The organism is Pelagerythrobacter marinus (assembly GCF_034375205.1).
Lineage (GTDB): Bacteria > Pseudomonadota > Alphaproteobacteria > Sphingomonadales > Sphingomonadaceae > Pelagerythrobacter > Pelagerythrobacter marinus.
On record NZ_CP139719.1, the window covers coordinates 2,752,042 to 2,778,043 of the forward strand.

Annotated in this window: 20 protein-coding genes and 1 tRNA gene; 9 read left to right on the top strand and 12 right to left on the bottom strand. The window is 66.8% G+C overall.

Annotated elements, in window-relative coordinates; translation table 11 throughout:
* Positions 1-9: 9 nt before the first annotated feature.
* Positions 10-2,586: a glycoside hydrolase family 3 protein gene (locus tag T8T98_RS13450; protein ID WP_251104808.1), complete on the top strand. Its 2,577-nt coding sequence runs from the start codon at positions 10-12 to the stop codon at positions 2,584-2,586.
* 19 nt (positions 2,587-2,605) lie between these two features.
* On the opposite strand, the gene T8T98_RS13455 is transcribed toward T8T98_RS13450, so the two are convergent.
* From T8T98_RS13455 to T8T98_RS13470, 4 genes are all read right to left on the bottom strand, one after another.
* Positions 2,606-3,805 (bottom strand): MFS transporter, encoded by a 1,200-nt coding sequence (locus T8T98_RS13455; protein WP_251106039.1) that lies wholly within the window; start codon positions 3,803-3,805, stop codon positions 2,606-2,608.
* Between the two features lie 58 nt (positions 3,806-3,863).
* Positions 3,864-5,177 carry a sugar MFS transporter gene (locus T8T98_RS13460; RefSeq protein ID WP_251104807.1) on the bottom strand — a complete coding sequence of 438 codons (1,314 nt, stop codon included), beginning with the start codon at positions 5,175-5,177 and terminating at the stop codon, positions 3,864-3,866.
* A gap of 224 nt (positions 5,178-5,401) precedes the next feature.
* Entirely contained in the window at positions 5,402-6,634 is a 1,233-nt protein-coding gene (locus tag T8T98_RS13465; protein ID WP_251104806.1) for an acetyl-CoA acetyltransferase, read from the bottom strand.
* A 37-nt stretch (positions 6,635-6,671) separates the two neighbouring features.
* Complete coding sequence (locus T8T98_RS13470; protein ID WP_251104805.1) at positions 6,672-7,829, bottom strand: acetyl-CoA C-acyltransferase; 1,158 nt, start codon at positions 7,827-7,829, stop codon at positions 6,672-6,674.
* 160 nt (positions 7,830-7,989) lie between these two features.
* Between T8T98_RS13470 and T8T98_RS13475 the strand changes: the two genes are divergently transcribed.
* Complete coding sequence (locus T8T98_RS13475) at positions 7,990-9,720, top strand: class I adenylate-forming enzyme family protein (protein ID WP_322295698.1); 1,731 nt, start codon at positions 7,990-7,992, stop codon at positions 9,718-9,720.
* A gap of 11 nt (positions 9,721-9,731) precedes the next feature.
* Positions 9,732-10,631: an SDR family NAD(P)-dependent oxidoreductase gene (locus T8T98_RS13480; protein WP_251104803.1), complete on the top strand. Its 900-nt coding sequence runs from the start codon at positions 9,732-9,734 to the stop codon at positions 10,629-10,631.
* 48 nt (positions 10,632-10,679) lie between these two features.
* Here T8T98_RS13480 and T8T98_RS13485 read toward each other — a convergent pair whose 3' ends face one another.
* The 6 genes from T8T98_RS13485 to T8T98_RS13510 all read right to left on the bottom strand — a co-directional run bounded on the left by T8T98_RS13485 (position 10,680) and on the right by T8T98_RS13510 (position 17,654).
* Complete coding sequence (locus T8T98_RS13485; RefSeq protein ID WP_251104802.1) at positions 10,680-11,111, bottom strand: hypothetical protein; 432 nt, start codon at positions 11,109-11,111, stop codon at positions 10,680-10,682.
* Positions 11,112-11,210: 99 nt separating this feature from the next.
* On the bottom strand, positions 11,211-12,743 hold the full coding sequence (locus T8T98_RS13490) for an AMP-binding protein (RefSeq protein ID WP_251104801.1): 1,533 nt from the start codon (positions 12,741-12,743) through the stop codon (positions 11,211-11,213).
* The gene (locus T8T98_RS13495) at positions 12,740-13,180 is read right to left on the bottom strand and encodes a nuclear transport factor 2 family protein (protein ID WP_251104800.1); all 441 of its coding nucleotides are present in this window, start codon (positions 13,178-13,180) and stop codon (positions 12,740-12,742) included. The genes T8T98_RS13490 and T8T98_RS13495 overlap by 4 nt, the downstream gene beginning before the upstream one ends.
* Positions 13,177-14,085 carry an SDR family NAD(P)-dependent oxidoreductase gene (locus T8T98_RS13500; protein WP_251104799.1) on the bottom strand — a complete coding sequence of 303 codons (909 nt, stop codon included), beginning with the start codon at positions 14,083-14,085 and terminating at the stop codon, positions 13,177-13,179. The genes T8T98_RS13495 and T8T98_RS13500 overlap by 4 nt, the downstream gene beginning before the upstream one ends.
* 10 nt (positions 14,086-14,095) lie before the next feature.
* Complete coding sequence (locus T8T98_RS13505; protein ID WP_251104798.1) at positions 14,096-16,420, bottom strand: TonB-dependent receptor; 2,325 nt, start codon at positions 16,418-16,420, stop codon at positions 14,096-14,098.
* Positions 16,421-16,685: 265 nt separating this feature from the next.
* On the bottom strand, positions 16,686-17,654 hold the full coding sequence (locus T8T98_RS13510; RefSeq protein ID WP_251104797.1) for a winged helix-turn-helix transcriptional regulator: 969 nt from the start codon (positions 17,652-17,654) through the stop codon (positions 16,686-16,688).
* Between the two features lie 120 nt (positions 17,655-17,774).
* On the opposite strand from T8T98_RS13510, the gene T8T98_RS13515 reads away from it, so the two are divergent.
* The 6 genes from T8T98_RS13515 (at position 17,775) to T8T98_RS13540 (ending at position 24,800) form a co-directional block, all read left to right on the top strand.
* Positions 17,775-18,731 (top strand): DUF1295 domain-containing protein, encoded by a 957-nt coding sequence (locus T8T98_RS13515; protein WP_251104796.1) that lies wholly within the window; start codon positions 17,775-17,777, stop codon positions 18,729-18,731.
* 50 nt (positions 18,732-18,781) lie between these two features.
* Positions 18,782-20,212 carry a carotenoid oxygenase family protein gene (locus T8T98_RS13520; RefSeq protein ID WP_251104795.1) on the top strand — a complete coding sequence of 477 codons (1,431 nt, stop codon included), beginning with the start codon at positions 18,782-18,784 and terminating at the stop codon, positions 20,210-20,212.
* An 88-nt stretch (positions 20,213-20,300) separates the two neighbouring features.
* Positions 20,301-22,016 carry a phenylacetic acid degradation protein PaaN gene (paaN, locus tag T8T98_RS13525; protein ID WP_251104794.1) on the top strand — a complete coding sequence of 572 codons (1,716 nt, stop codon included), beginning with the start codon at positions 20,301-20,303 and terminating at the stop codon, positions 22,014-22,016.
* The gene (locus T8T98_RS13530; protein ID WP_251104793.1) at positions 22,013-23,266 is read left to right on the top strand and encodes a thiolase family protein; all 1,254 of its coding nucleotides are present in this window, start codon (positions 22,013-22,015) and stop codon (positions 23,264-23,266) included. Before paaN ends, T8T98_RS13530 begins: the two co-directional genes overlap by 4 nt.
* 26 nt (positions 23,267-23,292) lie before the next feature.
* Entirely contained in the window at positions 23,293-24,324 is a 1,032-nt protein-coding gene (locus tag T8T98_RS13535) for an NAD(P)H-dependent flavin oxidoreductase (RefSeq protein WP_251104792.1), read from the top strand.
* A complete protein-coding gene (locus tag T8T98_RS13540) occupies positions 24,321-24,800 on the top strand; it encodes a PaaI family thioesterase (RefSeq protein WP_251104791.1) in 480 nt (159 codons plus the stop codon). Before T8T98_RS13535 ends, T8T98_RS13540 begins: the two co-directional genes overlap by 4 nt.
* A 170-nt stretch (positions 24,801-24,970) precedes the next feature.
* Here the strand turns inward: T8T98_RS13540 and T8T98_RS13545 are convergent.
* Positions 24,971-25,044, bottom strand: a tRNA-Gly gene (locus T8T98_RS13545).
* Between the two features lie 41 nt (positions 25,045-25,085).
* On the bottom strand, positions 25,086-25,982 hold the full coding sequence (locus T8T98_RS13550) for a LysR family transcriptional regulator (protein WP_160734125.1): 897 nt from the start codon (positions 25,980-25,982) through the stop codon (positions 25,086-25,088).
* Positions 25,983-26,002: the final 20 nt, after the last annotated feature.

A 26,002-nucleotide genomic window follows, 5' to 3' on the forward strand; every position in this document is an offset into this window, starting at 1 on the left:
TGGGGATACATGCTTTCGAAGACGCTTCTATCGACCGCGGCCGCCGCCGCGCTCGCAACCGCCGGCCCGGGCACCGGCTCGGGCGCGGAGACGGGCGCCGAGACGGGCGCTGCGGACGCGGGCGAATCGGCCCAGGCCCTGCCGCCCGAGGCGACCGTCCATCCCGAGCGGTGGCCCGAAGTGGCCTTCCCCGTCGTCCTGACCGCGCAGGACGAGGCCGAGGTCCAGGACCTGCTCGCCCGGATGACGCTGGAGCAGAAAGTGGGCCAGATCATCCAGGCCGACATCGCCAGCGTCACCCCCGCCGAAGTGCGCGAGTACCGGCTCGGCTCGGTCCTCAACGGCGGCAACTCGGGCCCGGGCGGCAACGACCTCGCCCCGCCGCAGGACTGGCTGGCGCTGGCCGACGCGTTCCACGAGGCATCGATGGACGTCCCCGCGGGCGAACCGGCGATACCGATCGTCTGGGGCACCGACGCGGTCCACGGCCACAGCAATATCGTCGGCGCGACGATCTTTCCCCACAACATCGGCCTCGGCGCAGCGCGCGACCCTGAGTTGATCGAGCGGATCGGCCGGGTCACCGCGGTCGAGATCCGCGTCACCGGGCAGGAATGGACGTTCGCCCCGACCGTCGCCGTGCCGCAGGATTTTCGCTGGGGCCGCGCTTACGAGGGCTATTCCTCCGACCCCGCGCTGGTCGCCGCTTATGTCGGCAGCATGATTCGCGGGCTCCAGGGGCCGCCTTCGACCGCGCGCATCCTCGCCGGCCCGCACGTCGCCGCCAGCACCAAGCACTACCTCGCCGACGGCGCGACCACCGACGGCAAGGACCAGGGCGATGCCGCGATCTCCGAGCTGGAGCTGCGGCTGGTCCACGGCGCGCCCTATATCCCGGCGATCGAGAACGGCGTCGCGACGGTGATGACGAGCTTCTCCAGCTGGAACGGGGTCAAGCTCTCGGCCCATCGCGGGCTGGTGACCGACGTGCTGAAGGGGCGGATGAACTTCGGCGGGCTGGTGGTCACCGACTGGAACGCCCACGGCCAGGTCGCCGGTTGCACGAACGCGAGCTGCCCGAAGGCGGTCGCGGCCGGGATCGACATGTTCATGGCGCCCGACAGCTGGCGCAGCCTCTATCGCAGCACGCTGGCCCAGGTGCGCGACGGCACGATACCGATGGAGCGGCTCGACGATGCCGTGGCCCGCGTTCTGCGCGTCAAGCAGCGGCTCGGCCTGTTCGAGATGGGGAAGCCTTCGCAGCGGCCGCTCTCCGGGCAGTACGAACTGCTCGGCGCGGCCGACCACCGCGCGGTCGCGCGCGAGGCGGTGCGCAAGTCGCTGGTCATGCTCAAGAACACCGGCGTCCTGCCGCTGAAGCCGGATGCGCGCATCCTCGTCGCGGGCGACGCGGCCGACGATATCGCGCGCCAGTCGGGCGGCTGGACCTTGAGCTGGCAGGGCACCGGGCTCGACAACAGCCTGTTCCCCGGCGCGACCTCGATCTGGGACGGGATCGAGAGCGCGGTGACGTCCGCCGGCGGCCATGCCGAACTGTCGGTCGAGGGCGACTATGGCCAGCGGCCCGACGCGGCGATCGTGGTCTTCGGCGAAACGCCCTATGCCGAGTTCCAGGGCGACATCGCCTCGCTCCAGCTACGGCCCGAGCTGCGCCGGCCGATCGAGACGATGCGCAAGCTGCGCGCGCAGGGGATCCCCGTCGTGGCCGTCATGGTCACCGGGCGGCCGCTCTACGTGAACGAGGCGCTCAATGCCGCCGACGCCTTCGTCACCGCGTGGCTGCCCGGGTCCGAGGGCGGGGGCGTGGCCGACGTGCTGTTCGCGGGCGAGGACGGCGCGCCCCGGCACGATTTCCGCGGGCTGCTGCCGGCGGCCTGGCCGGCGACGGCGCGGCACGGCGGCCCGACGCTGTTCCCGTTCGGATACGGCCTGCGCTACGCCGACGGCCCCCGCCCATGGGCGCCGCTGGCCGAAGACAGCGGCGTCACCGACGACGGGGGCAATGGCGGCGTGTTCTTCGAACGCGGCGTGCCGGCTTCCGCCTGGTCGCTTACCGTCACCCGCGCCGATGGGGGGGATTCGCTGCGGGTCACGACCGTCCCGGCCGAAGCGCTGTCGGGCCGCGTGCGAATCGCGGCGACCGATCACGAGGTGCAGGAAGGCGCGCGAAGCTTCACCATCGCGGCCGATCCGGCAGGCACCGCGATCGAACTGGGAACGTTCGACCCGATAGACCTGACGCGGCAGACGAATGGCGACGTCCTGCTGCTGGCCACGGTGCGCCTCGATGCGCCGCTGGCGCAGCCGCTGGACATGGCCGTGCGTTGCGAGGGGCAGGAATGCGGCACGCCCGTGGCCATCGACGCGTTCAGCGCCCTGCCGACCGGCGAATGGCGCACGCTTGGCGTGCCGTTGAAGTGCTTTCGCGCGGCGGGCGCCGACATGGCCGGCATCAGCGCACCGTTTCGCCTGGTGACCGATGGGGCGGCGCGTTTCAGCCTCGCGCGGGTCGCGCTCGGCAGCCTGTCGGAAGCCGACGTCGTGGCGGGCTGCTCCACCGATTGATGCCCGCGCGAGGCCGCGGCTAGCGGGCCGGCATTCGCGGCCGCTCGCGCACCGCGAGGATGACGATCGCACCGATGCCCTTGATCGCCGCGAACGCCAGCAGGACGGGCGTGAAATCCTGCGGCGCGGCAAGCTGCCACACGATCAGCGTCCCGACGATCGCCGGGGCGGTGTTGGTCAGGTTGACCAGCCCCAAGTCGCGCCCCCTGCGATCGGGGCGGGGAAGCAGTTGCATCGCGAACGTGACATGGAGGCTCAGGAACACCGCGGTCCCGGTGGCATAGATGCAGAACGCCGCTGCGCCCTGCCAGGCATTGTCTGCCCCCGCCATGCCGAGCAGGCCCGCCGTCCCGACCAGCGCGGCCCCGCACAGGAACGGCTTGCGCCTGCCCGAGAGATCCGACCAGCGGCCGAGCGCCAGCGCCACCGGTAGGGGGATGATGTAGGAAATCGTCAGCACCGTGCCGACCAGCCCGGCCGCGTCGCTGCCCGCCGGCACCAGCGTCTTGAAGTAATAGAGCAGGTAGAGCGTGAGCGTGGCGCAGCTCAGCTGGACGAGGAGGCGCGAGATCGAGGCGATCACGATGTCGCGCCGGTCCCACGGCACGGCGAGTTCGGGCGCGAGCGCCTGCCGTTCCGGCCGCAGGGCCAGCAGCGGCAGTATCAGGACGAGCGCCGCCGCCGGCACGAGTGCAAACCGCGCCATCTCGACCAGGCCGGACGCGGCCAGGAGAACGACCGAGAAGGCCGCCGCCACCGGGTTTCCCAGCGCCAGCAATCCGCCCGCCAGCCCCTTGCGGCGGGCGGGGACTTCTTCGGCGACGATCGCGAACAGCGGGGCCAGGACCGCGTTGATCGCCGCCTGCGCGAAGGCGACCGCCAGGACCAATTGCACCGGCGTGCGGGCGAGGACGAGAACCACGTAGGACAGCGCGAGCGCCGCCAGCCCGCCCATGACCCAGCGCCGGCGGCCCCCGCCCCGCGCAGCCGAGAGGTCGCTCAGCCAGCCGAAGAACACGTTGGCCCCGCTGGCAACGATCCCGCCGACGATCGCCGTCGCGGTGAGCAGGTCGATCTTGGCCGCTTCGTCCAGCACCTCCACCCGCATGGGCAGGAGAAGGCTGAACAGCGGGAGATAGGCGATCACGCCGCCGGCATTGGCCAACGCGACGGCGAGGAGGAGGATCGCGCTGCGCGTGCAGGGCTGGGCCGGGACCATCACGCGCCAGCCTTGCCGGTCCGGGGCCGACAAGGCAATCCGCGGCGTTGCGCCGCGATCAGGCGGCTGCCGGTCGTCGCGCGTAGATCCCGAAAGCCGCGATCACCGCATAACAGGCCGCGGGCAGCACGAGCGAGAACGCCAGGCTGCCGCTGAGGTCGGCCAGCGCGCCGGTAGCCAGCGGGATGACCGCACCGCCGAAGATCGCGACGTTGATGATGCCCGACCCGTCGGCAGCCCGGCTCCCGAGCCGCTCGCAGGCGAGCGAGAATATGGTCGGGAACATGATCGCGTTCATCAGCCCGATCGCCAGCAGGCTGTAGGCGGCCAGCGTCCCGCTGCTGTTGGTGGAGAGCGCGATCAGCGCGATCGCGCCGGCCGCCACCGCGGCGAGGATCTTGCCCGGACTGATCACCCGCAGCAGGGCCGATCCGATGAACCGGCCGACCATCGCCCCGCCCCAGTAGAGCGCGACCATCCATCCGACGACGTGCTCGGGCTCGCCCAGTACGTCGTCGAGCATCAGGTAGTTGATCACGATCGAGCCGATCGCGACTTCCGCGCCGACATAGAGGAAGATGCACAGCGCCCCGAAGCCGAAGCGCGGGCGTTTCAGCAGGTCCAGCCCCGCCAGCCCGCTCGAGGCCTCGTGCCTTTCGCCCTGCAGCCGGTTGCGGAACAGCCAGACAGCGCCCGCGACCACGGTGATCGCCAGCGCGAGGCCGAGGTAGGTCTTCACGATCATCGCCGATTCGGCTGTGCGGTAGGCCGCCAGCGCGGCGCCTTCGAAGTCCTCCGCCGAGACGTCGGCCAGCTGGCCGAGGATCAGCCCCGCGCCGACCAGCGGGAAGACGAAAGTGCCGAAGGAATTGAACGCCTGGGCGAATGTCAGCCGGCTATGCGCGGTTTCCTGCGGGCCGAGCAGGCTGATCAGCGGGTTCGCCACGACCTGCACGATCACCACCCCGCTTGCCAGGATGAACAGCGCAAGCAGGAACAGCGGATAGAGGGCGGTGGTGCTGGCGGGAATGAACAGCAGGCAGCCCGCGGTCATCGTCATCAGCCCCGCGACCGCCCCGCGCATGTAGCCGATCCGCTTGACCAGTTTCGCGCCCGGAATGCCGATCACCAGGTAGGCGGCGAAAAAGCAGAACTGCACCAGCATGGCCTGGGTGTAGTTGAGCGTGAACAGCTCCTTCAGCTTGGGAATCAGCACATCGTTGAGGCTGGTGATTCCGCCGAAGATGAAGAACAGCGCGAAGACGAAAGGCGGCAGGCTCGGCGCATGGACGTGCCCCTGCCCTTCCGCCGGCCGCGCACCGCCCGCCGAAACATGCTCCGCCGCCACGGCCGCCGTGTCGCTCGCCACCATTACCCTCCCTCGCCGACCGCTTCCCCGCGCGCCGTACAGACACCGATTTATGGGAGCGAGCGCTTTCTGTCAACGTTGTCAGGGGGTCGCGCACCGGGGAGATGGGCAGGCACGAAGACGGACAGGGCCAGGCGGGCTCGCTCTATCGACGAGCCGCGCGCAATCGCTCCCTCGTCGCCGCCCTGGGCGCAAACGGTTCTGGCGGCGCCAGTGACATCTCGGGATCAGCCGCGCCCGGGACGCTCGACGATGAAGCTTGCAGTTGTCGTCGTCGATCCACCGACATTCAGCGTCTGCACGCGGCGCGCACCTTCGACCTGGTAGCCATCGGCCGCGCCCGTCACCTGCTTCGCGGCGTCGAGCGCCATGCGGACGCCGGTCGCGCCCACCGGATGGCCCAGGCCGATCAGCCCGCCCGAGGGGTTGACCGGAATGCGTCCCCCCATCTCGATACTGCCGTCCTCGATCGCCTTCCAGCTTTCGCCCGGCGCCGTAATGCCGAGGTGATCGATCGCCATGTATTCGGTGGTGGTGAAGCAATCGTGGGTCTCGACCGCGTCGATCTGGCCGATGTCGGAAACGCCGGCGCGGGTGCGTGCGGCTTCGATGGCCCGCCGCACCTGTGGGAAGACATAGTCGTCCCGCGCGCTTGCCTCGATCTTCCGGCGATAGGAAATCGGGGCGGAGGTGTGCCCCCATCCGCTGATCCGCGGCAGATCCTCCAGAGCCATGCCGCGCCTGCTGGCATATTCGGCGGCCCGCCTTTCCGAAGCCAGAAACACCGATGCCGCGCCATCGGTGATCTGGCCGCAATCCATCTTCCGTGTTCGCCCCTCCACGACGGGGTTCGCCGCGTCGTTCGGGGTGAAGCTGTCGTCGGTGAACTCCCACTTGCGGGTCTGCGCATTGGGGTTGGCGCGCGCATTGCCGAAGTTGATTTCGGCAATCCGCATCAGGTGTTCGTACTTCAACCCGTAGCGGTCGTCGTATTCCTGGGCGAGGTCAGAGAATGCGCGGGGCCAGACGAAATCGGTATCTTCGAACTCGTGCCCTCGCCAGCAGGCGGCGCCGAGGTGATCCGCCGCCTGCCGCCCGCCGACATTGCGCATCTGTTCGATCCCGACGACACATGCCAGATCGTAGCGCCCCGCCTCGATCTCGGACATCGCGGCGAGGATGGCCATGCTCCCCGAGGCGCAGGCCGCTTCGTGCCGCGCGGTGGGGAGGCCATCGAAGGCGGGATCGACCATCGCGAAGAATCCGCCGAGCAGGCCCTGGCCGGCAAAAAGCTCGCCGACGAAATTGCCGACATGGCCGGTCTCTATCTCGCCCGCGTCGAGCTTCGCATTGTCGAGGCCGGCGCGCACCACCTCGCCGAAGGCGCCGAGCATGTCGGTCCCTTCGCGCGCCCAGTTGCGAGCGAAATCGGTCTGCGCGCCGCCAAGAATGTATACCATCGCAAATCTCCGAAAAGCCGGGCGCGAATGCGCCTGTTCAGCGCGCGAGCCGCTCGACGATCATCGCCGCGCCCACGCCCTGGGCGCCGGTCGTCACCACCAGCCCGTATCGCCCCTCGCACGCATCGAGCGCGTCGAGCAACGCCGACAGCAGGATGGCGCCGGTCGCGCCCATGGGATGCCCCTTCGCCAGATGGCCGCCCCCGACGTTCACCTTGTCCATGTCGACGGCATAGTCCCGTTCGAGCTTGGCGATCGTAACCGCGAAGGCTTCCATGAACTCAATACGGTCCATATCTGCAAGTGACAGGTCCGCTTTTTCGAGCGCCCGCTCCATCGCGGCAAACCCGCCGAGGAGGGAATCGCGCACGTCGCCCCCCGCTTCGGCGAAGGCCACGATCCGTGCCCGCGGGTTCGCCACCTGCTCGCGGGTGCCGAGCATGGCAATCCCCGCCCCGTCCGCCATCGGCGGGGCATGGGCGACGGTCATCCGGTAATCGAGCGCTTCCCCGTCGAGCGGCTCGGCATACTGTTCCCCCATCGCAGCGAAGGCAGGGGGCAGCGCGGCCGCCTTGTCCGCATCGATCGGTCGAACCGTCTCGTCGCGATCGAGCGAGGGCTGCGCGATACGCGATGCGTTGAGGGCGTCGTCGCTTTCGGCAGCGGCCGCCCGCCCTTGCGATACGATCGCCGCGCGATCCATCGTCTCACGGTCGATATTCTCCCGCACGCTCAGCCGTTCGGCCGCGAGGACCACGGGGATGTACCGATCGCGGGCGGCGAACTCGCGCGCCGTGTAATAATCGGCCTTGTCCGCCATGAATGGCACTTGCGACATCATCTCGACCCCGCCGGCCAGGGCCAGGCCGGCCTGCCCTGCGGCGATCGCATTCGCGCTCTCGGCAATGGCGGTCAGGCCCGAGACGCAGAAGTTGTTGAGCGTATGGGTCACCGTGCCTTCGGGAAGGCGCGCGGCGATCTTCGTCGTCAGGGCCAGGTGCCCGCCCTGGGCACCCACCTGGCCGACGCAACCGAGGGCAAGCCGCTCCACGTTCTCGCGGCCGATCCCGGTCCGTTCTCCCAGCGCGTCGATCAGCGTCGTCGCCAGTCCATGCGGGCTAAGTTCTGCCAGCCCGCCGTCGGGCTTGGCCTTGCCACGCGGGGTTCGGACGGCATCGGCGATATAAACTTCCATGACTACGTTCCTGTTCGATTGCCTTCTGTGGTTCGGTTAGGTCCCGGCGGAAAGGAAGGCCGGCCGCGCGTGCGCTTTACGCGGTTCGAAATCGCGCATGCTCGACCCTACTTGTGGCATCAAATTAGTATGCTTACAATAGTTGCTATAACGCCGAGGCATGCCGGCGGCCAAGCTGGAGAGATTGATGTACGTCACCCCCGAAACGCGAATCGCCGAGTATGAAGCCAAGGGCTGGTGGTCCGGCATCACCGTCGATGCGCTGCTGCTGCAGACGATGGCCGGCACGCATGCCCCGCTCGCGGTGATCGACCCGCCCAACCGCGAGGCACTGGACGGCGAGGCACCGCAACGCGTCGATTGGGCCGAACTGGATGAGCGTGTCGACCGGCTCGCCGCCGCGCTGCGCGATCACGGCCTGCGCAAGGATGACCGGATCGTTTCGCAGTTGCCCAACACGATCGATGCCGTGGTGACATTCCTCGCCGCGGCGCGGCTGGGCCTGATCCTCAGCCCCGTGGTCATGCAGTATCGCCAGCACGAGCTGACCCACGTGTTCGGCAAGGTAGAGCCCGCCGCTTTCCTGACCGTGCCCCGCTTTCAGGATCATGACCAGGCCGCGCTGGCGGCGAAGATCTGCGCGGACCGCGATGTGAAGCTGATGCTGTTCGGCGCCGTCGATAGCGCAAAGGCCCCCGGTGCGATCGCGCTGGACGAGGCCATGCGCAATGCCGATCGCGCGGCGCTGGCCCGGTATCGCAGCGACAATCCCGTCGAGGCGGGCGAAGTGCTCACCATTTGCTGGACCTCGGGCACCGAAAACCAGCCCAAGGGCGTGCCCCGCAATCACAATCACTGGGTTCTCAACGGGGACGTGATGGTGGAAGCGACCGCAATGCAGAGCGGCGATACGGTGCTCAACCCGTTCCCGCTCGTCAACATCGGGTCGATCGGCGGCCTCGTGATGCCCTGGCTTCGCTGCGGCGGCACGCTGGTGCTCCACCACCCCTTCGACGTGGGCACCTTCCTGACCCAGTTGCAGCAGGAGAAAGTCAGCTACACGATCGCCCCGCCGGCCGTGCTGGGCGCCCTGCTGAAGCAACCCGATCTGCTGGCCAAGTTCGACCTTTCGGCGCTGCGCACCGTCGGCTCGGGCTCCGCGCCGCTTTCGCCCTGGCTGATCGAGGGGTGGCGCGATCGCTACGGGATCGAAATCGCAAACATCTTCGGATCGAACGAAGGGGCCTCGCTCTTTTCCAACCAGCATTCGGTGCCCGATGCGGCGGAGCGCGCCCGCTTCTTCCCCCGCTTCGGCGCCGAAGGGGCGGATTGGGAAGGCCGCACCGCGCAGATCATGAAATCGCGCCTGGTGGATCTCGAAACCGAAGAGGAAATTACCGAGCCCGGATCGGTCGGGGAACTGCGGCTGGGCGGCGCGATGGTGTTCGACGGATACTGGCGCGCGCCCGAACTGAACCAGGGCGCGTTCGACAGCGAAGGCTATTATCGCACCGGCGACCTGTTCGAAATCGCCGGGCCCGGCAACCGCTTCTATCAGTTCCAGGGCCGGTCGAAGGAGATCATCATGCGCGGCGGGGTCAACATTTCCCCGGCCGAGCTTGACGATCTGATGGTCGGCCTCCCCCAGATCAGGGAAGCCGCGACCGTCGGCGTGCCCGACGACCGGCTGGGGGAACGCATCGCGGTCGCCGTCGTCCCGCACGAGGGCGAAAACCCCAGCCTCACCGATGTGACAGCCTGGCTGGAGGAACGCGAAGTCGCCATTTTCAAGCGGCCCGAATTCCTCGTGACGGTCGATGCCCTGCCCCGCAATGCGATGAACAAGGTGGTTCGCGACGAACTGCGCGCCATCGTCCTGGCGAAGCTGTGATGGGCGCGGACATGGCAATCACCGATCGCACCGACGCTTCCGATCGCGTCACGCTCGTCACCGGGGCAGGCGCCGGGCTGGGGGCGGCATTCGCCTGGGCCTGCGCGGCAGAGGGCGACACCGTCCTGGTCAACAATCGGGTCCATCCCGACCGGCCCAGCTCGGCAGCCGCACTGGTCGAGGATCTGCAGGCTGCCGGGCACCGCGCCGGGCTGGACGAACATTCGGTCGAGCCCGAAGGCGCGGCGGCGGCCATCGTCGGCAGCGCCATCGATCAGTTCGGCAGGCTCGACGCCATTATCCTGAACGCCGGAATCTCCGGCCCCGCCGCCAAAGTGGCGGACAGCGATCCGGCCGATCTGCGCGATGTCCTGAACATCAACTTCTTCGCCAATGCGGCTCTGGTGCAGGCGGCGCTGCCCCATCTGCAACAATCGCCAGCCGGGCGGATCGTGCTGGTCGCATCGTCTGCGGGGCTGCACGGATTGCGCGGACGAGCCCCCTATGCCGCATCGAAAGCCGCGCTGATCGCCTATGGCCGTTCGCTCGCGCTCGAACTGGCTCGCACCGACATTCGAACCAATATCATTGCCCCATACGCGGCGACCAAGATGACCGGCGCGCAAGACGGCGAGGCCGACCCGCGTCTGTCCCCCGACCGCGCCGCCCCGGCCGCGGCATGGCTCGCGTCCCCCGGCTGCGACGTGAACGGGCAGATCTGGGTCTGCGGCGGCGGCATTTTCCGCCGGGCCGCGATGGTCGAAGGGGCCGGTGGCGGAAGTGCGGACGCCGACACGGCCTGGCTCGCCAGAAACGCCAAAGGAATCTCGGGACTTGCGCCCTATCGCGAGATGGAGGGAGGAGAAGCCGCCTTCGCGGACTTTTACGCCAGTATCAGAGAGCGGGACTAACCCGTAGAATCATTAGCCGAACGGCAGAGATAGGGTGGAAAGCGGTCACTAGCTGCGCTGGGTTATTCTGGGAGGGCCGACGCTAATCACATCAACAATGTGATTTAGGGTTGTCAGGCACCAGTGCTCTAGTGGGCCAGGGTATTCGTCATCTGCGAAGGTAGTCTCAGAAACGTAGCGTTGAAAAGCGGTGCCATACCGTCTGTCAAGGTGGTCGCCTAAGGGCGGTTCGCCCTTCTCTTCCTTCCAATAGCTTTCATCTCTAACCGCATAGGCCACATAGCTGTCCCACCAAATTTCGAAGTGGCGGGAGGCATCTGTAATTTCTATTGGTCGCCCTTCACCCAAGTCGTGACCCGCAAACTCTATGGCGGTGGTTTCTCCAAGCAGTCCCTCCGCCACCACTATCCGAAGTGCATTCTCTGATGGTTCGCCAAGCTCTGTAACGTAGAGATTGAGCGACCCCTTCGGAAATTCCATCAAACACCCTCCAAATTCTAATGAAGCCAGCAGACTAGCTGTTTGGTCCCAATGTCCGCAATCGGGCTTCCCACCGATCGAAATTTATGAGCCTACGACCTAGCCCGCCCCCTCGGCGTAGAGGCGGCGCATGGCCACCTTGTCGGGCTTGCCAAGGCCGGTCTTGGGCAGAGCGTCGGTGGTGAAGATGGCCTTGGGCACGTGGACCGGCCCTTTCGCCTCGCGAACGGCGGCGCGCAGGCGGTCGGGATCGACATCACAGCCCGCTCTCGGCACCAGCAGCGCCGTGACCCTCTCGCCCCATTTGCGGTCCGGCGTGCCGAACACCGCGACGGAGGATACCGCCGGGTCGCGCGCGATGATGGCTTCGACTTCGGCGGGGAAGACATTGAACCCGCCGGTGATGATCATGTCCTTTGCCCGCCCGACGATGCGATACCGACCGTCCGCCCCCACCCGGGCGAGATCGCCGGTGCGCAGCCAACCGTCCTGCAGGGCCTCGGCCGTTTCTTCCGGCCTTGCGTGATAGCCGCTCATTACAAGCTGGCCGCGCACGCAGATTTCCCCGACCTCGCCGGGTTCGACCACTGCCCCCTGTTCGTCGCGCAATTCGACCTCGATGAAGGGAAACGGGGTTCCCGCAGCGTCCGGCGCCTCGCGATGCGCCGCCTTGTCGAGTATCAGCAGCGTGTTCGGCGCTTCGCTCTGCCCGTAACATTGCACGAAGATCGGGCCGAAACGCTCGACCGCCTCGATCACGCGGGCAGGTTCCATCGGTGCGCCCGAGTAGATCAGCGTTTCGATGGTTTCCAGCGCGTCATCCGGCAACTGCGGATCGTCCAGCAGCGCCCCGATCATCGTCGGCACCATCCAGCTCACCGTGGCCCGATGCCGCCTGGCGGCGGCGGCAAATCCGGCCGTCGAGAATTCGCGCTGAAGGATGACCGTGCCCCCCCGGATCAGCGTCGGCAGAACGATCGAGCCGGCGCCGTGCGAGATCGGCGCAGGGCACAGGAACCGGATCTGCGAGGGAAAGTCGATCCGGGTCAACGCCATGACGGTGTTGGCGGCCAGGGCGCGGTTGGACAGCATCACGCCCTTGGGCCGCCCGGTGGTGCCCCCCGTATAAGCGAAGCGGATGATGCTTTCTGCCTCGCCCTTCGCTCGCGCGGGAAGGGGCTGCGCTGACGCCCCATCGGGCCAGAAGCGCTCCGCCCCGGTGCAGGCCTCGTGCGAATAGCAGGCGATGCCCGCCATCGCGGCAAGCTCGATCGCCGCGGCGATCATGGTTTCTCCGCCAACCAGAACAGCCGCGCCGCTGTCCTGCAGGATATACGCCTGGTCCTCGCGCCCGCCCTTCGCGTGGAGGGTGAGCGAGCGGTAGCCGCCGATGTAGGCTGCGGCCATGAGCGCATACTGGCGCGTGCAGTTCTCGCTGAGCTGGGCGATCGTTGCCCCTTCGGGCAGCCCGAGCGCTTCGAGCCGTGCCAGCGCCTGGGCGACCATGGCGCCGAATTCGCTGTAGCTCGTCTGCCCGCGATCGTCGATGAAGGCTGGCGCAGCGCCATGTCGCGCAATGGCATAAAGGATGAAATCGCCGAGCAGCACGGTCGCGGGTGGCTTCACGGTCATGCCGATCGATCTCCCGGGCGTTCGAGCAGTTCGTGCGCGTAGGGCGGCAGGCCGTGTTCGCCCGCGGCCTGGCCGTCGATCGTCGTCCGGTCGAAGTAGTCGCGCCAGTCGGTGAAGCGGCCGTTCTCCACGCGCACCACCCCCGCATAAGGCGTGATGACCCGCCGCCCGTTCGCGAGATCGAAGTCTTCGACCGCTTCGTAGAACACGTCCGGTCCCGCCTCGGCGATCGCATTGATCCGCAGACGCTTCGTCACGGTCAGATCGCTGTAATCCGTCAGGAACTTCCGAATCTCGTCATGCCCCACCGCCGGCGGCTTGGTGGTGGCCGAGAAATGGAAGCGGCCATCGGGCGCGAACATGGCGACCATGTCGTCGATCCGCGCCGCGTGCCAGTGGTCGAAGAAGCGTACGACCAGTTCACTGTTGGCTGTCATTCGCCGTCCTTTGCCCGGGCAACGTCCGCCTGCAGCTTCGCCAGCAGATCGTCGATCCCGGAACGGGCGTTTTTGGTGTGGGCATAATGGTGTGCGGTACGCGCGGCCCGGTCGAACCAGACCCGGTCAGGCCGGGGCGCTGGCCGCTTGCTGGCGAGCCAGATCGCCGTGTCGGCCCCCTGATCCGGCGATCGCAGCAGGGGGCCAAGCCAGCGATCCATCCACGGCAGGGCATCGGAAACGCCTGCGGTCGCCACCCATCCGGGGTGCATCGCATAGGCACACCCCATGCGCCCGGCCCAATGATCGGCAAGCGCGAGCTGGGCCCGCTTGTTCGCCGCATAAGCGAGAAAGCCGTTGTAGGCGCCGCGGTCGAGATTCAGCAGCGCCGTATCGAGCGGGGCGTTATAGAGGCCGCCCGATGTCACGTTGACGATCGCGGCGCGATCGAGCTTGCCCGCATCGATCAGCGCCTCGGTCAGCGCGAAGTGGCCGAGCAGGCTGGTGGCGTAACTCGTCTCGAACCCTTCTGCCGTCGTGTCATACGCCGTCGCCAGCACGCCGACGTTGTTGATCAACACGTCGATGCTGCCGCATTCTTCCGCCAGGCCGAGATTTTCCGATACCCGCGACAGGTCGCGCTGCACCGGTTCGATCCGCTCCGATGCGCGCGCCAACATCGCCAGCTTCGCCGGGTCGCGCCCTGCGGCCATGACGCGCGCGCCGTGTCGCGCGGCGCGCATCGCGACGGCCCGGCCTATCCCGCCGGTCGCCCCGGTAACCAGCCATGTCTGCCCGGCGAGAGAGCCGGCCGGGGGCCGCAAAGGCAGCCCCCGGGCGACATATCCGATACGGGTGAACGACGGCAGGAAGCGGCCATAGAACGTCAGCGCCTTCGAGGGCATCGTCCGCCTGTCAGTAACGAAGCTGCAACTGCACGGCCACCGAACGCGGCCGCGATGCCGTCGCATACTGCGTGTTCGCCCCGACATTGCTGGCGAAAGGCACTTGTGCGGCATATGTCCGGAACCGCTCGTCAAGCAGGTTCCGGCCCACCGCGGCGATCGTCCACCTGTCGGTGCCGAACCCGATCCGCGCGTCGACCATCGTGTACCCATCGACGATCCCCGCCGGGTCCAGATTGTCGTGGACGTTGTGTTCGCCGGTATAGGATACGTCCGCATTGGCCTTCAGGCGAATATCGCCGAACAGCGGCCGATCGACGTTCAGCCCGCCGTAAAGGTTCCACTTCGGGGTAAAACGGCCGCGTTCACCAGTATAGTCGCACAGCGGCACCCCGTTGACGACGTCGCCATCCGGCGTTTCGCCGAACGCGCAGTTGCCCCGCCGGAAATCCAGATATTCGAAGTCGAGATAGGCCGCCGACAGGTTGAAGGCGATACCCGGGGCAATGGTGTAGCGCGCAGTCGCTTCCGCGCCCTGGGTCCGCGTCTTGCCCGCATTGCCGACATTGAAACCGACCGTGCCGTCGAACTGGCTGATCTGCAGGTCCGAATATGTCGAACGATACAGCGTCAGGCCGACCGAAGCGGCATTGTTCGCAAAGCTGGCGCGAATACCGGCTTCGTAGGCGTTCACATATTCATCGTCGAAACCGAACGACTGGTTGTTGTTCGAGCGGGCATCGAACCCGAACCCCTTGTAGCCTTCGCGATAGGACCCGAAGAGCAGAACGTCGTCGGTAACGTCGAATTCCAGCGCGATGGAAGGCACGACATTGCTTTCCGATCTGCTGCGGGACAGGTCATGCCCGGTCCCCACGCCGGGATTGTTGAGCGAGAAGCCGAGCGCGCTCTGCAGGACCACGATCGGTGTCGGCGCGGTAACCAGTGGGCCATCGAAGCTGAAGGCCCCCTGACGCGCGACGAGCGTGCGGCTGGCGGTCTTGTCGTCGATTGCGATGCGCAATCCGGGGATGACCCGCAGCCTGTCGCTCACCCGCCACTGGACTTGCGCGAATACGGCATAAGTGGTGCTGGTCTGTTCGAAATCGCGTGCAACGCCGAGGTCCGAGATGACGCCGTAGCCGAGGTTGGCGAGGTTCGGGCCGAAGCTCGTGACGTCCGAGTATTCGAGCCGGTTGTGCTCGAAATAGGCACCCCCCACGACGCTCAGCGTGCGATCGTCGGGCGTGGTGACGCGAACTTCCTGGCTGATCTGCTCGTAATTCTCGCGGGTAAGCGCGCCCAGGATGCTGGCCGAGGTAAAGTCGAGGTCGACGCTCGTTGTGCGGTCATACCCGAGATAGCCGGTCACCGTGGTCAGAAGCGAGTCGCCCAGCTCGGTCTCGGTGGTCAGCGTCGCGTTCCAGAAGTCGGTGCGGTCGTAATCGTCCGCGTCGGCCTGCCGGCGGTAATTGAACGAGGTATCCTGCAGCACGCCCGGGAGCCCCGCCCCCGCCAGCGCGGTCGCAAAGTCGAGCGGTGCGCCATTGGGCAGCGTGCGCGTGGCGACATCCTGGCTGACCAGCAGGTTCCTGCCGGTGACGTCGAAGGTCGAGTACTCGCCTTTCAGCGTCGCCTTGAACGCGCCGGCATCGTATTGCAGCGTGCCGCGACCGGCCAGTTCCTCGCGCTGGGGCTCGTCGCGATCCTTGACGGTGTTGTAGACGAACCCGTCTTCGCTCAGGCCACGAACCGCGATCCGCCCGGCCAGGTTGGGCGCCAGCGGTCCCGAAACGAACGCCTGCCCTTCAACGCCGTCGAACGCCGGGGTGTAGGTGGCCGTGAGCCCGGCCTCCACCAGGTCGGTCGGCTCGGCAGTAATGATGTTGAGAGCGCCGGCCGTGGAATTCTTGCCGAACAGGATCGACTGCGGACCGCGCAAGACCTCGACCCGCTCAAGGTCGAAGAACGGGGCGCGTGTCAGCTGGGCGCGGCCGTAGCTGACACCATCGACGTATTGGGCAACCGACTGTTCGAAAGCCGGGTCGTTGCCCGACCCGATCCCGCGGATATAGGTCTGGGTGGTCAGGCCGGTCTGGGTGATCTGGAAGTTCGGGACGCTAAGGGTCACTTCTTCCAATGTACTGATCCCGGTGTCGGCCAGCTTGTCCCCACCCAGCACCTCTATCGAGATGGGGACGCGGTTGAGATCCTGTTCGCGACGCTGTGCAGTCACGACGATGGTGAAGGGATCGTTCTCGCCCGCCACGCTCTCAGCGGGCTCCGCAGGGCCGTCAACCTCCGCATTCCCTGCGTCCTGGGCTGTTGCAGCCATTGGCCATGCAACCGTTGCCAGGGCCGTTCCGAGATACAATGTGGTCGCGCGTTTCATGGGCTCTCCCTCGATCGTTCCGTTGGGACCGGAATCGATTTCCGCGGGTTAGATATCGTAAATGGACTTAACTGCAAGCGACCTCTTTGCACCCCGCTGCACGAAGCGGCAGCGCCCGCCGCCCCCTCGCTCCGGGCTGGCGGTGCAGGATGTCCATCGCGGATGGCGGTGCCCGCGGTCGGGCGGATGGTCGCGCTCGGCGCGCGCGTCAGTCGGCGTCAGGCAGCGCGCGGCGGGCGGATGCGGGGTTCTGCATCACCCAGCGCGTGGCCTTTGCCGCTATCGGCATTTTGGTGCGGCTGTCGCAGACTACCGGATGAAGGCGCTCGCCGGTCTTGCGGTCGATCAGCGAGAGCGGCGGGTCGGCAGCGTCGCACAGCCAGCGCAGCGACCACCCGTGGGTCGCCAGGACCACCGGATAGAGGCCCCTGCCCGACTGGGTCAGGCGATATTCGAATCGTTCAGGGCCGGACTGGTAGGCGTGCCTCTCCAGCACGCCGCCTGCGACGAGGCGCGACAGCCGGTCCGAGAGGATGTTCGGCGCCATGCCGGCCGCTGACAGGATTTCCTCGAACCGGCGCAGGCGAAAGAACGCGCAGCCGACGACCAGCCAGCTCCAGTAATCGCCGATGATCTTGACCGAGCGGTCGATCATCGGCCGATCGATCGGCGGCGGCTTGCTTCTCCAGCGCCGCTGCGCCGGGGCCTCGCGCTCAACCAGCCCGGGGCCGGCTTCCCAGCCCACCTGATAGGGATCGATCGTCGCGCCGCCGACGCCGTTGAGCACCACGGGGTCGAGCCGCTCCCCGCTCGCCGCATCGTAAAACACCATGTCGTAACGCGACTGCATGGGCGACGGCGCGTAATCGCGCTCCCACCGGCCCTGCATCAGCGCGATCCCGAAAAGATCGACCCCCATCGCGGTCAGTCGATATTCGGCACGCTTGCGCCCTTCCGGCACGACGCTTTCCAGCAACTTGTTGTCGACCAGCCGCTTGAGGCGTCCCGACAGCACTGTGCGCGGAATGTGCAGCGCGTCGGACCATTCGTTGAACCGGCGGACCCCGTAAAATGCCTCCCGCAGAATGAGCTGCGTCCACGCATCGCCGACGACTGCGTGGGCGAGCGCCACGGGATTGCCGGTAATCAGCGCACGTACAGAGGGAGGGTTCGTCATTCGCTTTCGATGTAGAGCGCTTTGCGCGTGAGAAGCAACTCCGCACACTTCACCAGATTGTCCCTTGCATTAAAAGACCTAAAAAGTTTAATGCGTGCCGAAGCTATCGGGAGAAGTGCATTGCCAGCCATCGACGCTATTGTTCTTGGGGCCCTGCTCTTGCTGGCGGTCGCCTGGCTGGCAAAGATGCCGAAGAAGACCAAAGGCAAGGCCTGGCATTTCACGCTGGCCGGCATCCCCGCCGCACTGTTCGCGCTTGGCATGGCCGTCAGGGATGGCGCGCTTGGCGAAGCGCTTTCCGCCTGGTTTGCGGGCGGTCTGGCAGCCGCAACGCTGCTTTTCGTCACCTGGGTGCTCGGCAGCGCAAAGCGCAACCACGGCTTCATGGACATCGCCTATCCCTTGGCGCCGACCGTCGTTGCCTGGACCGCGTTTCTATCCTCGTCTCCCGGCACAGCGGGTACGGGCGCGGGGATGGCCCCGGTGATTCTGTCGCTGGTATCGCTCTGGGCGGTTCGCCTGGTCGTTCAGACGCATGCCCAGAATCACGCGGAAGAACGGCAGCCCTATGCCGCCTGGCGTCAGGCGTTCGGCACGCAATGGTCGTGGTGGAGCCTGTGTCAGGTCTATGCCCTGCAGGGCGTGACGCTCTGGCTATGGGCCGCCCCGCTTGCATTTGCCGTGGTGGCGGACTTTTCGCTCGTATGGGCGGTCATCGGGGGCGGCGTATGGCTGATGGGCTTCACGCTGCAGGCGGTCGCCGATCGTCAGTTGACCCGCTTCCGCGCCGATCCGGGCAATCGCGGCAAGATTCTCGACACGGGTGCCTGGAGCATCGTTCGCCAGCCCAACTATCTGGGCGAGGCGGTGATGTGGTGGGGATATTTCCTCTGCGCACTGGCCCACCCCTTCGGCTGGCTGACGATCGTCGGCCCGCTGTTCGCGACCTGGTTCATGGGGTTCGGATCGGCCGGCCCGTTCAAGGAAGCGCACATGCGCCGAACCCGCGGCGAGGCGTGGAAAGCCTACTGCGAGCGCACCCCGCGTTTCTTCCCCTGGCCGCGCAAGACGTCATAGCTTGCATTACTAGACCATTTTCGTTACTTGCCTTCCAAAGGAGAGTCGCCATGAATGCCCCCAGTCTCGCAGAGGGAAACGTCAACGCGCTGAACCCTTACGTCCAGGGTTTCTATGCCCCTCAGCTGGAAGAGGTTACCGCGACCGACCTCGACGTGATCGGTGAGCTGCCGACGGACCTGTGGGGCGCCTATGTGCGCAATGGCCCCAACCCCTTCGAAATTCCCGACGTGCCGCATCACTGGTTCGACGGCGAAGGCATGGTGCATTCGATCTACTTCGAAAACGGAAAGGCCGAATATCGCAATCGCTATGTCCTGTCGGACGACAATGTCGCCGACATGAAGGGCGACGGGGCGGATGCGCGCGGGGTCCTGGTGCCGGCAAATCGCGACCGGCCGAACAAGGTCTACAAGGACACGGCCAACACCGACCTGGTCATGCACAACGGGCAGCTGATGGCCCTGTGGTATATCTCCGGCACACCCGTGCGACTCGACGCCCGCACGCTGGAGACCGTCGGCAACGAGGATTTCGGCGGGAAGCTGCCGCGCAACGTATCGGCGCACGGGAAAGTCGATCCCGAAACGGGCGAGTTCCTGTTCTTCGACTATTCGCTCTACGAACCCTGGATGAGCTTCGGCGTGGTCAGCGCCGAGAACGAGCTTACCCATTTCGCCAAGATCGATCTGCCCGGCCCGCGCCTGCCGCACGACATGGGGTTCACCGAGAACTACGTGATCCTGCACGATCTGCCGGTCGTGTTCACGGACAGCGGGATTCGCAACGGCATGTGGCAGATCAGGACCGAACAGCGCGGTGCCCGGTTCGGCGTCGTGCCGCGCAATGGCACTGCGAAAGACGTGAAATGGTTCGAGACTGATCCCTGCTATCTCTATCACGTCGCCAATTCGTGGGAGGAAGGCGACGAGGTCGTCATGGTCGCCTGCCGGATGACGCCGAACAACTTCAAGCCGAACCCCGCGCACGGGCAGTTCGGCGGCATGGTCAACATCCTGGCGCTCCACGCCTATGCCTGGGAATGGCGGATGAACATGAAGACGGGCGAGATCACCTCGCGTCAGCTCGACGACCGGTTGAGCGAATTTCCCGCCATCAACCAGGCCTATGCCGGGCGCAAGACCCGCTGGTCGTACCACGTCGCGATGGCAAACGAGGATCTTCAGCGGTTCGAGGGCCTGATCAAGTACGACCTGGAAACCGGCGCGAGGGAGGAATACCTCTTCGGCGACCAGCTGGGCGGATCGGAACCCGTCTTCGCCCCGCGCGCCAACGCGAGGGACGAAGACGACGGCTACGTCATCACGTACGTCACGCACATCGAAAGCGGCGCATCCGAAGTGCTGATCCTCGATGCCAAGAGGTTCTCCGAGGGACCGATCGCCCGCATTCCGCTGCCCGCTCGCGTGCCGGCGGGGTTCCACGCGACCTGGGCCGACGGAGACAAGATCACCGCTTGAGCGAGATCGCGACGGGTGGCGGAAGGCTGTAGCCACCGCCTCCCCGCGCACCGCCCCATTTTTCGAATTTGACGAAGGACCGAGCATTATGGCGAGCAAGTCCGCCGCACCCGACAACGCGGCTTACGAGCAGCTGGCGGAACGACATGGCGCCACCCTGGAACGCGCGATCGAAGCGGTCGCCACGCGCGAAAGCTGGAGCCCGTTTTCGGATTCCCCCTCCAGCAAGATCCACGGCGCGGAGAAGCCGGCAGCGGGACGCGCCGCGTTCGAACGGCTTCTCGGCACCCGCTACGAGATCGACCAGCCCGGCATCGCGGAATGGATCGGCAACGAAGTGTCGCCCTACACGCGCGAAGCCCTGGGCATTACCTATCCGCGCAGCGAACCGGCGGCGCTCATCGCAGCCGGCAGCGCGGCCCTGCGCAGCTGGCGCAAGGTCGATTTCGAAACCCGCGCGATGGTCTGCCTCGAAATCGCCCAGCGGCTGTACGATCGAAACTTCGAAATGGCCCACGGCATCATGCACGTCGCGGGCCAAAGCTATGTCCAGGCGTTCGCGGGCAGCGGGCCCAATGCTCTCGACCGCGGCATCGAAGCGCTCGCTTACGCGGTAAAGGCGATGCGCGACGTGACGCCGAAGGCGGTCTGGCGCCGCAAGTTCGGCCCCGACGACGTGGCGCTGGACAAGCGCTACACGATCATGCCGCGCGGGCTTGCTCTGGTGATCTGCTGCGCCTCGTTCCCCACCTGGAACGCGCATCCGGCGCTGTTCGCCAACCTGGCGACAGGCAATCCGGCGATCATGAAGCCGCACCCGATCGCGATCCTTCCGGTGGCGATGACCGTCGCTGTCGCACGCGAAGTGCTGGAAGACTTCGGCTTCGATCCCAACGTCGTGACCCTCGCGACCGATACGGTCGAAGAACCGGTGGCGGAACAGTTCATCGCCGATCCTGCGGTACAGATCATCGATTTCACCGGCAGCGCGCGCTACGGCTCGCATCTCGAAAGCACGATAACGCGCAAGGCGCTGTTTACCGAGACCAGCGGCGTGAACAGCGTCGTCATGCATTCGGTCGCGGATCTTTCGCAAAGCGCCCGCGCAATCGCCCGCTCGACCGCCCTGTTCTCGGCCCAGATGTGCACCAGCCCGCAGACCGTGTTCGTCCCGCGTGACGGGATCGCGGCCGGTACGTCGCAAGCGAGCCCGCGCGATGTTGCCGAGGCGCTGGCTTCGGAAATTGACGCGCTCGTCGGCAACCCTGCTGCCGCCGCCAGTGTCATGGGCGCGGTACAGGCCGAATTGAGCATGGACGTGGTGGCGCGGGTGCGCGAGGAACTGGCCGGGCGCGACGATGTTGAAATCGTGCGCGAAGCTTCGCCCTATGCCCATCCCGACTATCCGGACGCGCGGACATTGTCCCCCTTGGTCGCAATCATTCCGAAGGAGGCCGAGGCGCTCTACGCCGACGAGCAGTTCGGTCCCGTGCTGTTCGTGGTGCCCACGGACGACGGCGACGATGCCGTTGCCCAGGCGACGCGGCTCGCGAAAGAGAACGGCACGATCGCCACTTATCTCTATTCGACCGACGAGGACTTCATTGCCCGCTCGACCGACGCTTACGAGGAAGCGGGTGCGAACCTGTCGATCAACCTGCACGGCACGATGTGGATCAACTTCGCGGCCGCTTACAGCGATTATCACGTCACCGGGCTGAACCCGGCCGGCAATGCCTGCCTGGCCGATCTCGCGTTCGCCGCCTCCCGCTTCCGCATCGTCCAGCGGCGCCGCCCCGAATGACCGAGCCGGTCTATATCGCGGGCATTTCCTGCACCCGCCTCGCCAAGCGTCCCGACACCAGCGTCAAGGCGCTGGTGCGCGAGGCGGTGGAGGCTGCGCTGAAAGATGCAGGCGCCGACGTCGGCGATATCGATGCGGCCTGGTTCTCGAACACGCGCCAGCCGATGCTCGAAGGGCAGAACACCGTGCGCGGCCAGATCGCGCTGCGACCGCTCGGCTTCGAAAGCGTACCGGTGGTCAATATCGAGAATGCCTGCGCCAGCGGGTCCTCCGCGCTGATCCAGGCAATGGCTCACCTCAAGGCGGGAATGGCCGATATCGCGCTGGTCGTGGGCGCGGAAAAGATGGTCTTTCCCGATCGCCCCGAAGCGATGGCCGCCGCATTCGAAGGCGGGACGGACATCCACGACATGCCCGCGACCAAGGCCTTCGTCCGTTCCCTGGGCGGCGATGCCGACGATCGGAGCGCGGGCAGCCGAAGCATATTCATGGATCTCTACGCCGCCCAGGCGCGCGCGCACATGGATCGGTTCGGAACGCGCCAGGAAGATTTTGCCGCGATCGCGGCCAAGAACCACACCCACGCCCGGCATAATCCGCGCGCGCAATACCGCGAGCCCATGACTGTCGCGGAAGTGATGGCGGACAAGCCGATCGCGTTTCCCTTCACCCGCTCGATGTGCGCGCCGCTGAGCGACGGTGCGGCGGCAGCGGTGGTGTGCAATGCGGCCGGGCTGAAGCGCCTCGAAAGCGCGAAAGCGCGCGCCGTAACGATCCGCGCGAGCGCTTTGCGAAGCGGGGTCGATCGGGAGACGGACGATTTCGAACAGCACATCGGCCGCCTGACGGCAATTGCCGCCTATCGCGAGGCGGGCGTCGAGCCGCAGGATATCGACTGCGTCGAAGTCCACGATGCGACCGCTTATGCAGAACTGCAGCAGATCGAGAATCTCGGCCTGGCCGAACCGGGAACGGTGGGCGCACGGCTGGCCAGGGGCGATTTCGCCCTGGGCGGCCGCCAGCCGGTCAATGCATCGGGCGGCCTGTTGTCGAAAGGCCATCCGGTCGGTGCGACGGGCATCATCCAGTTGCACGATCTGGCGCTGCAGTTGCGGGGCGAAGCGGGCAGCGGGCAAATCGAAGGCGCGCGTATGGGCCTTGCGGAAAATGGCGGCGGGTTCCTTCGCGGCGAAGAAGCGGCGACCGTCGTGACCATCCTGGAACGCGGCCCCTGGGCTTCCGCGGCCTGACGAGCGGCTTTGCAAGGCGAAACATCATGGGTGACGAGTTGAACCACGAACTGCCACGTCATGGCACGCAGCAATCAGGCCGATCGCAGCTGCCGCCTTCGCTGCGGCTGCCGGTGTTCGCCGCTCCGATGTTCCTCGTGTCCGGGGTCGACCTGGTCGTTGCCGCATGCCGGGCCGGCGTGGTCGGCAGTTTTCCGACCACCAACTGCCGCACGGTCGGCGATCTCGACGTCTGGATGGGTTCGATTGCGGGCGCCCTGGCGGCCGCTGCCAGTGAAACGGCGCAGAGAACGCCAGCGCCCTGGGCCGTCAACCTCATCACCCACAGTAGCAACGCCCGGCTTGCCGAAGATCTGAAGCTCGTCGCCGAATATCGTCCGCCGATCGTCATCACGGCGCTGGGTTCGCCCCGCCCGGTGATGGAGGTGGTCAAAGGTTACGGCGGGATGGTGATCGCCGATGTCGTCAATCTCGCGCTGGCCAGGAAAGCTGCCGATGCCGGCGCCGATGGCCTCGCCTGCATCGCCGCGGGCGCGGGCGGACACACCGGGCAATTGTCGCCGTTCGCTTTCATCGCGACGGTGCGCGAATTCTTCGACGGGCCAATCGTGGTCGGCGGAGCGATTTCCAGCGGCGCAGGCATCGCCGGCGCGATCGCCGCCGGGGCCGATGCGATCTATATGGGCACCCGGTTCATCCCTTCGCGCGAGAGCCTGGCGCCCGAGGCTTACAAGCAGATGATCGTCGATCACGGGACGGGGGATCTCGTGGTCAGCGACGCCATCACCGGAACGGCGGCCTCGTGGCTTCGCCCCAGCCTGGTGGCGAACGGCCTCGATCCCGACGATCTCGGCCGCCCGCCGGGCGAGCGCAATTACGATTCCAGCCAGTCGCCCGCCAAACGGTGGAAGGATACCTGGGCCGCGGGGCAGGGCCTGCAGACCATACGCGCGATCCAGCCCGTGGCCGACATCGTGGCCGAGCTGGAGCAGCAGTACGAAGCTGCCGTGGACCGCTTCGCAACTCTGACCGCAGGACACAGGATCGATCCGCGATGACATCGGGGAGCCTCACCGGCATTCTGCCGCAGTTCGATCTCGACCTCAGCCTCAGCGGGCTGGAAATCGCACGGCGATGGGTCGATGCCGGCCTGGTCGCGGGCTTCGTCGGAACCCTCGGGGTCACGCCGCTGTCGGCCGAGCGGGGACGGATGCGGTTCGCCTGCCGCCCGGGCAGCCACCTGGCCAACTTCACCGGCACGATCCACGGCGGTGTCGCTGCATCGCTGATCGACGTCGCAGGCGCCGGTGCCGCGCTGACCATGATCGACGTGGGCGAAACTTTGCTGACCGTCGATCTTCAGCTGCGCTACCTCGCCCCGATCGGCGAGGACACCGAAACCATCATCGCCGAGGGCCGGGTGCGCCACCACGACCGGCGCCGCGTCGTCGCCGAATCGACGATCTACGTTGAAGACCGCGTGGTCGCGATCGGGAGCGTGGCAGTCATCCGCAAGGTCGGAAAGGCAGGCTGAACCGCCGGAACGGCGCCATCTGCAGCGCATCCGCATAGCCGGGCGTTTCGCAGACATGTTCTGAACGCGCAGGATTCTGCACCGGGGCCGTGGCATCCCCAGAACCGCCGCGGCCAGCCACCTCGCCGCAGTTCTTCGCAATGCACCGCCGCGCCAAGATCCCCATGGGCTGGAGCGGGTGAAGGGAATCGAACCCTCGTCGTCAGCTTGGGAAGCTGCTGCTCTACCATTGAGCTACACCCGCGCTCCGGGAAGGCGCGCATTTGCCTGAAGGTGGCGCGCCGGTCAATCGGGGATAAGCAGCGAATGGCCCGCGCGCACGCATTCGAGCAGCCAGTCGCGCGCGATGCGTACCCGTGGCAGGCCGTGCATGTCGCGATGGGTGACGATCCAGAAGCTGCGCACGATCGCGCGGTCGGGGCAGACGGGCACCAGCCCGGGGGCCTGGTCGCCGATGAAGCACGGGAGCACGCCGATCCCGGCTCCTTCCTCGATCAGGCGGCTTTGCGCGTTGATGCTGGTCGATCGGATATCCGCCGACAGGCCCGCGTGGAAATCGTCGAGATAGTTGAGTTCGGGCGCATAGAGCAGTTCCGGGATATAGCTGACGAGCCGATGGCCGCGCGCGAGGTCGGCCGGCTGCGCGGGAGCCGGGTGCCGGGCAAGGTAATCCGGGCTGGCGTAGAGCCGCAGGCTGTAATCGGCCAGCTTGCGCGCGATGACGGGCCCCGCCTGCGGCCGCGACAGCATGACCGCGAGATCGGCCTCGCGCCGCGACGGGCTGAGGAACCCGCTGCTGGCGACGAGTTCGATCGACAGGTCCGGGTGGCTCCGGGCGAAGGCGGGGAGATAGCGGGTAAGGAAGCGGCTGCCGAACCCCTCCGACACGCTGAGGCGCAAGTTGCCGCCGAGGCCCGAGCGTCGCTGGCGCACGCTGTCGATCGATCGCACCGCGCGCGCCATCGCCTCGGCCTTGGCCAGCAGGCCCTCCCCGGCCTTGGTCAGCGTCTGCCCTTCGCGCGTGCGTTCGAACAGCGGGGTTTCGAGCTGCCGTTCCAGCCGCCGCAGCCGGCGGCCGAGCGTGGTCGGGTCGAGCCGCAGCGTCCGCGCGGCGCGCGCGATCTGCCCCGCCTCGGCCACGGCGAGGAACACGCGCAGGTCGTTCCAGTTGATATCCTGCATCCCTGCAGCCTCTACCTGCA

Excerpts from the sequence above, each read along its gene's own strand:
- T8T98_RS13450 (WP_251104808.1), top strand. The coding sequence starts at position 10 with ATGCTTTCGAAGACGCTTCTATCGACCGCGGCCGCCGCCGCGCTCGCA.
- T8T98_RS13455 (WP_251106039.1), bottom strand. The coding sequence starts at position 3,805 with ATGGTCCCGGCCCAGCCCTGCACGCGCAGCGCGATCCTCCTCCTCGCC.
- T8T98_RS13460 (WP_251104807.1), bottom strand. The coding sequence starts at position 5,177 with ATGGTGGCGAGCGACACGGCGGCCGTGGCGGCGGAGCATGTTTCGGCG.
- T8T98_RS13465 (WP_251104806.1), bottom strand. The coding sequence starts at position 6,634 with ATGGTATACATTCTTGGCGGCGCGCAGACCGATTTCGCTCGCAACTGG.
- T8T98_RS13470 (WP_251104805.1), bottom strand. The coding sequence starts at position 7,829 with ATGGAAGTTTATATCGCCGATGCCGTCCGAACCCCGCGTGGCAAGGCC.
- T8T98_RS13475 (WP_322295698.1), top strand. The coding sequence starts at position 7,990 with ATGCCGGCGGCCAAGCTGGAGAGATTGATGTACGTCACCCCCGAAACG.
- T8T98_RS13480 (WP_251104803.1), top strand. The coding sequence starts at position 9,732 with ATGGCAATCACCGATCGCACCGACGCTTCCGATCGCGTCACGCTCGTC.
- T8T98_RS13485 (WP_251104802.1), bottom strand. The coding sequence starts at position 11,111 with ATGGAATTTCCGAAGGGGTCGCTCAATCTCTACGTTACAGAGCTTGGC.
- T8T98_RS13490 (WP_251104801.1), bottom strand. The coding sequence starts at position 12,743 with ATGACCGTGAAGCCACCCGCGACCGTGCTGCTCGGCGATTTCATCCTT.
- T8T98_RS13495 (WP_251104800.1), bottom strand. The coding sequence starts at position 13,180 with ATGACAGCCAACAGTGAACTGGTCGTACGCTTCTTCGACCACTGGCAC.
- T8T98_RS13500 (WP_251104799.1), bottom strand. The coding sequence starts at position 14,085 with ATGCCCTCGAAGGCGCTGACGTTCTATGGCCGCTTCCTGCCGTCGTTC.
- T8T98_RS13505 (WP_251104798.1), bottom strand. The coding sequence starts at position 16,420 with ATGGCTGCAACAGCCCAGGACGCAGGGAATGCGGAGGTTGACGGCCCT.
- T8T98_RS13510 (WP_251104797.1), bottom strand. The coding sequence starts at position 17,654 with ATGACGAACCCTCCCTCTGTACGTGCGCTGATTACCGGCAATCCCGTG.
- T8T98_RS13520 (WP_251104795.1), top strand. The coding sequence starts at position 18,782 with ATGAATGCCCCCAGTCTCGCAGAGGGAAACGTCAACGCGCTGAACCCT.
- paaN (WP_251104794.1), top strand. The coding sequence starts at position 20,301 with ATGGCGAGCAAGTCCGCCGCACCCGACAACGCGGCTTACGAGCAGCTG.
- T8T98_RS13530 (WP_251104793.1), top strand. The coding sequence starts at position 22,013 with ATGACCGAGCCGGTCTATATCGCGGGCATTTCCTGCACCCGCCTCGCC.
- T8T98_RS13535 (WP_251104792.1), top strand. The coding sequence starts at position 23,293 with ATGGGTGACGAGTTGAACCACGAACTGCCACGTCATGGCACGCAGCAA.
- T8T98_RS13540 (WP_251104791.1), top strand. The coding sequence starts at position 24,321 with ATGACATCGGGGAGCCTCACCGGCATTCTGCCGCAGTTCGATCTCGAC.
- T8T98_RS13550 (WP_160734125.1), bottom strand. The coding sequence starts at position 25,982 with ATGCAGGATATCAACTGGAACGACCTGCGCGTGTTCCTCGCCGTGGCC.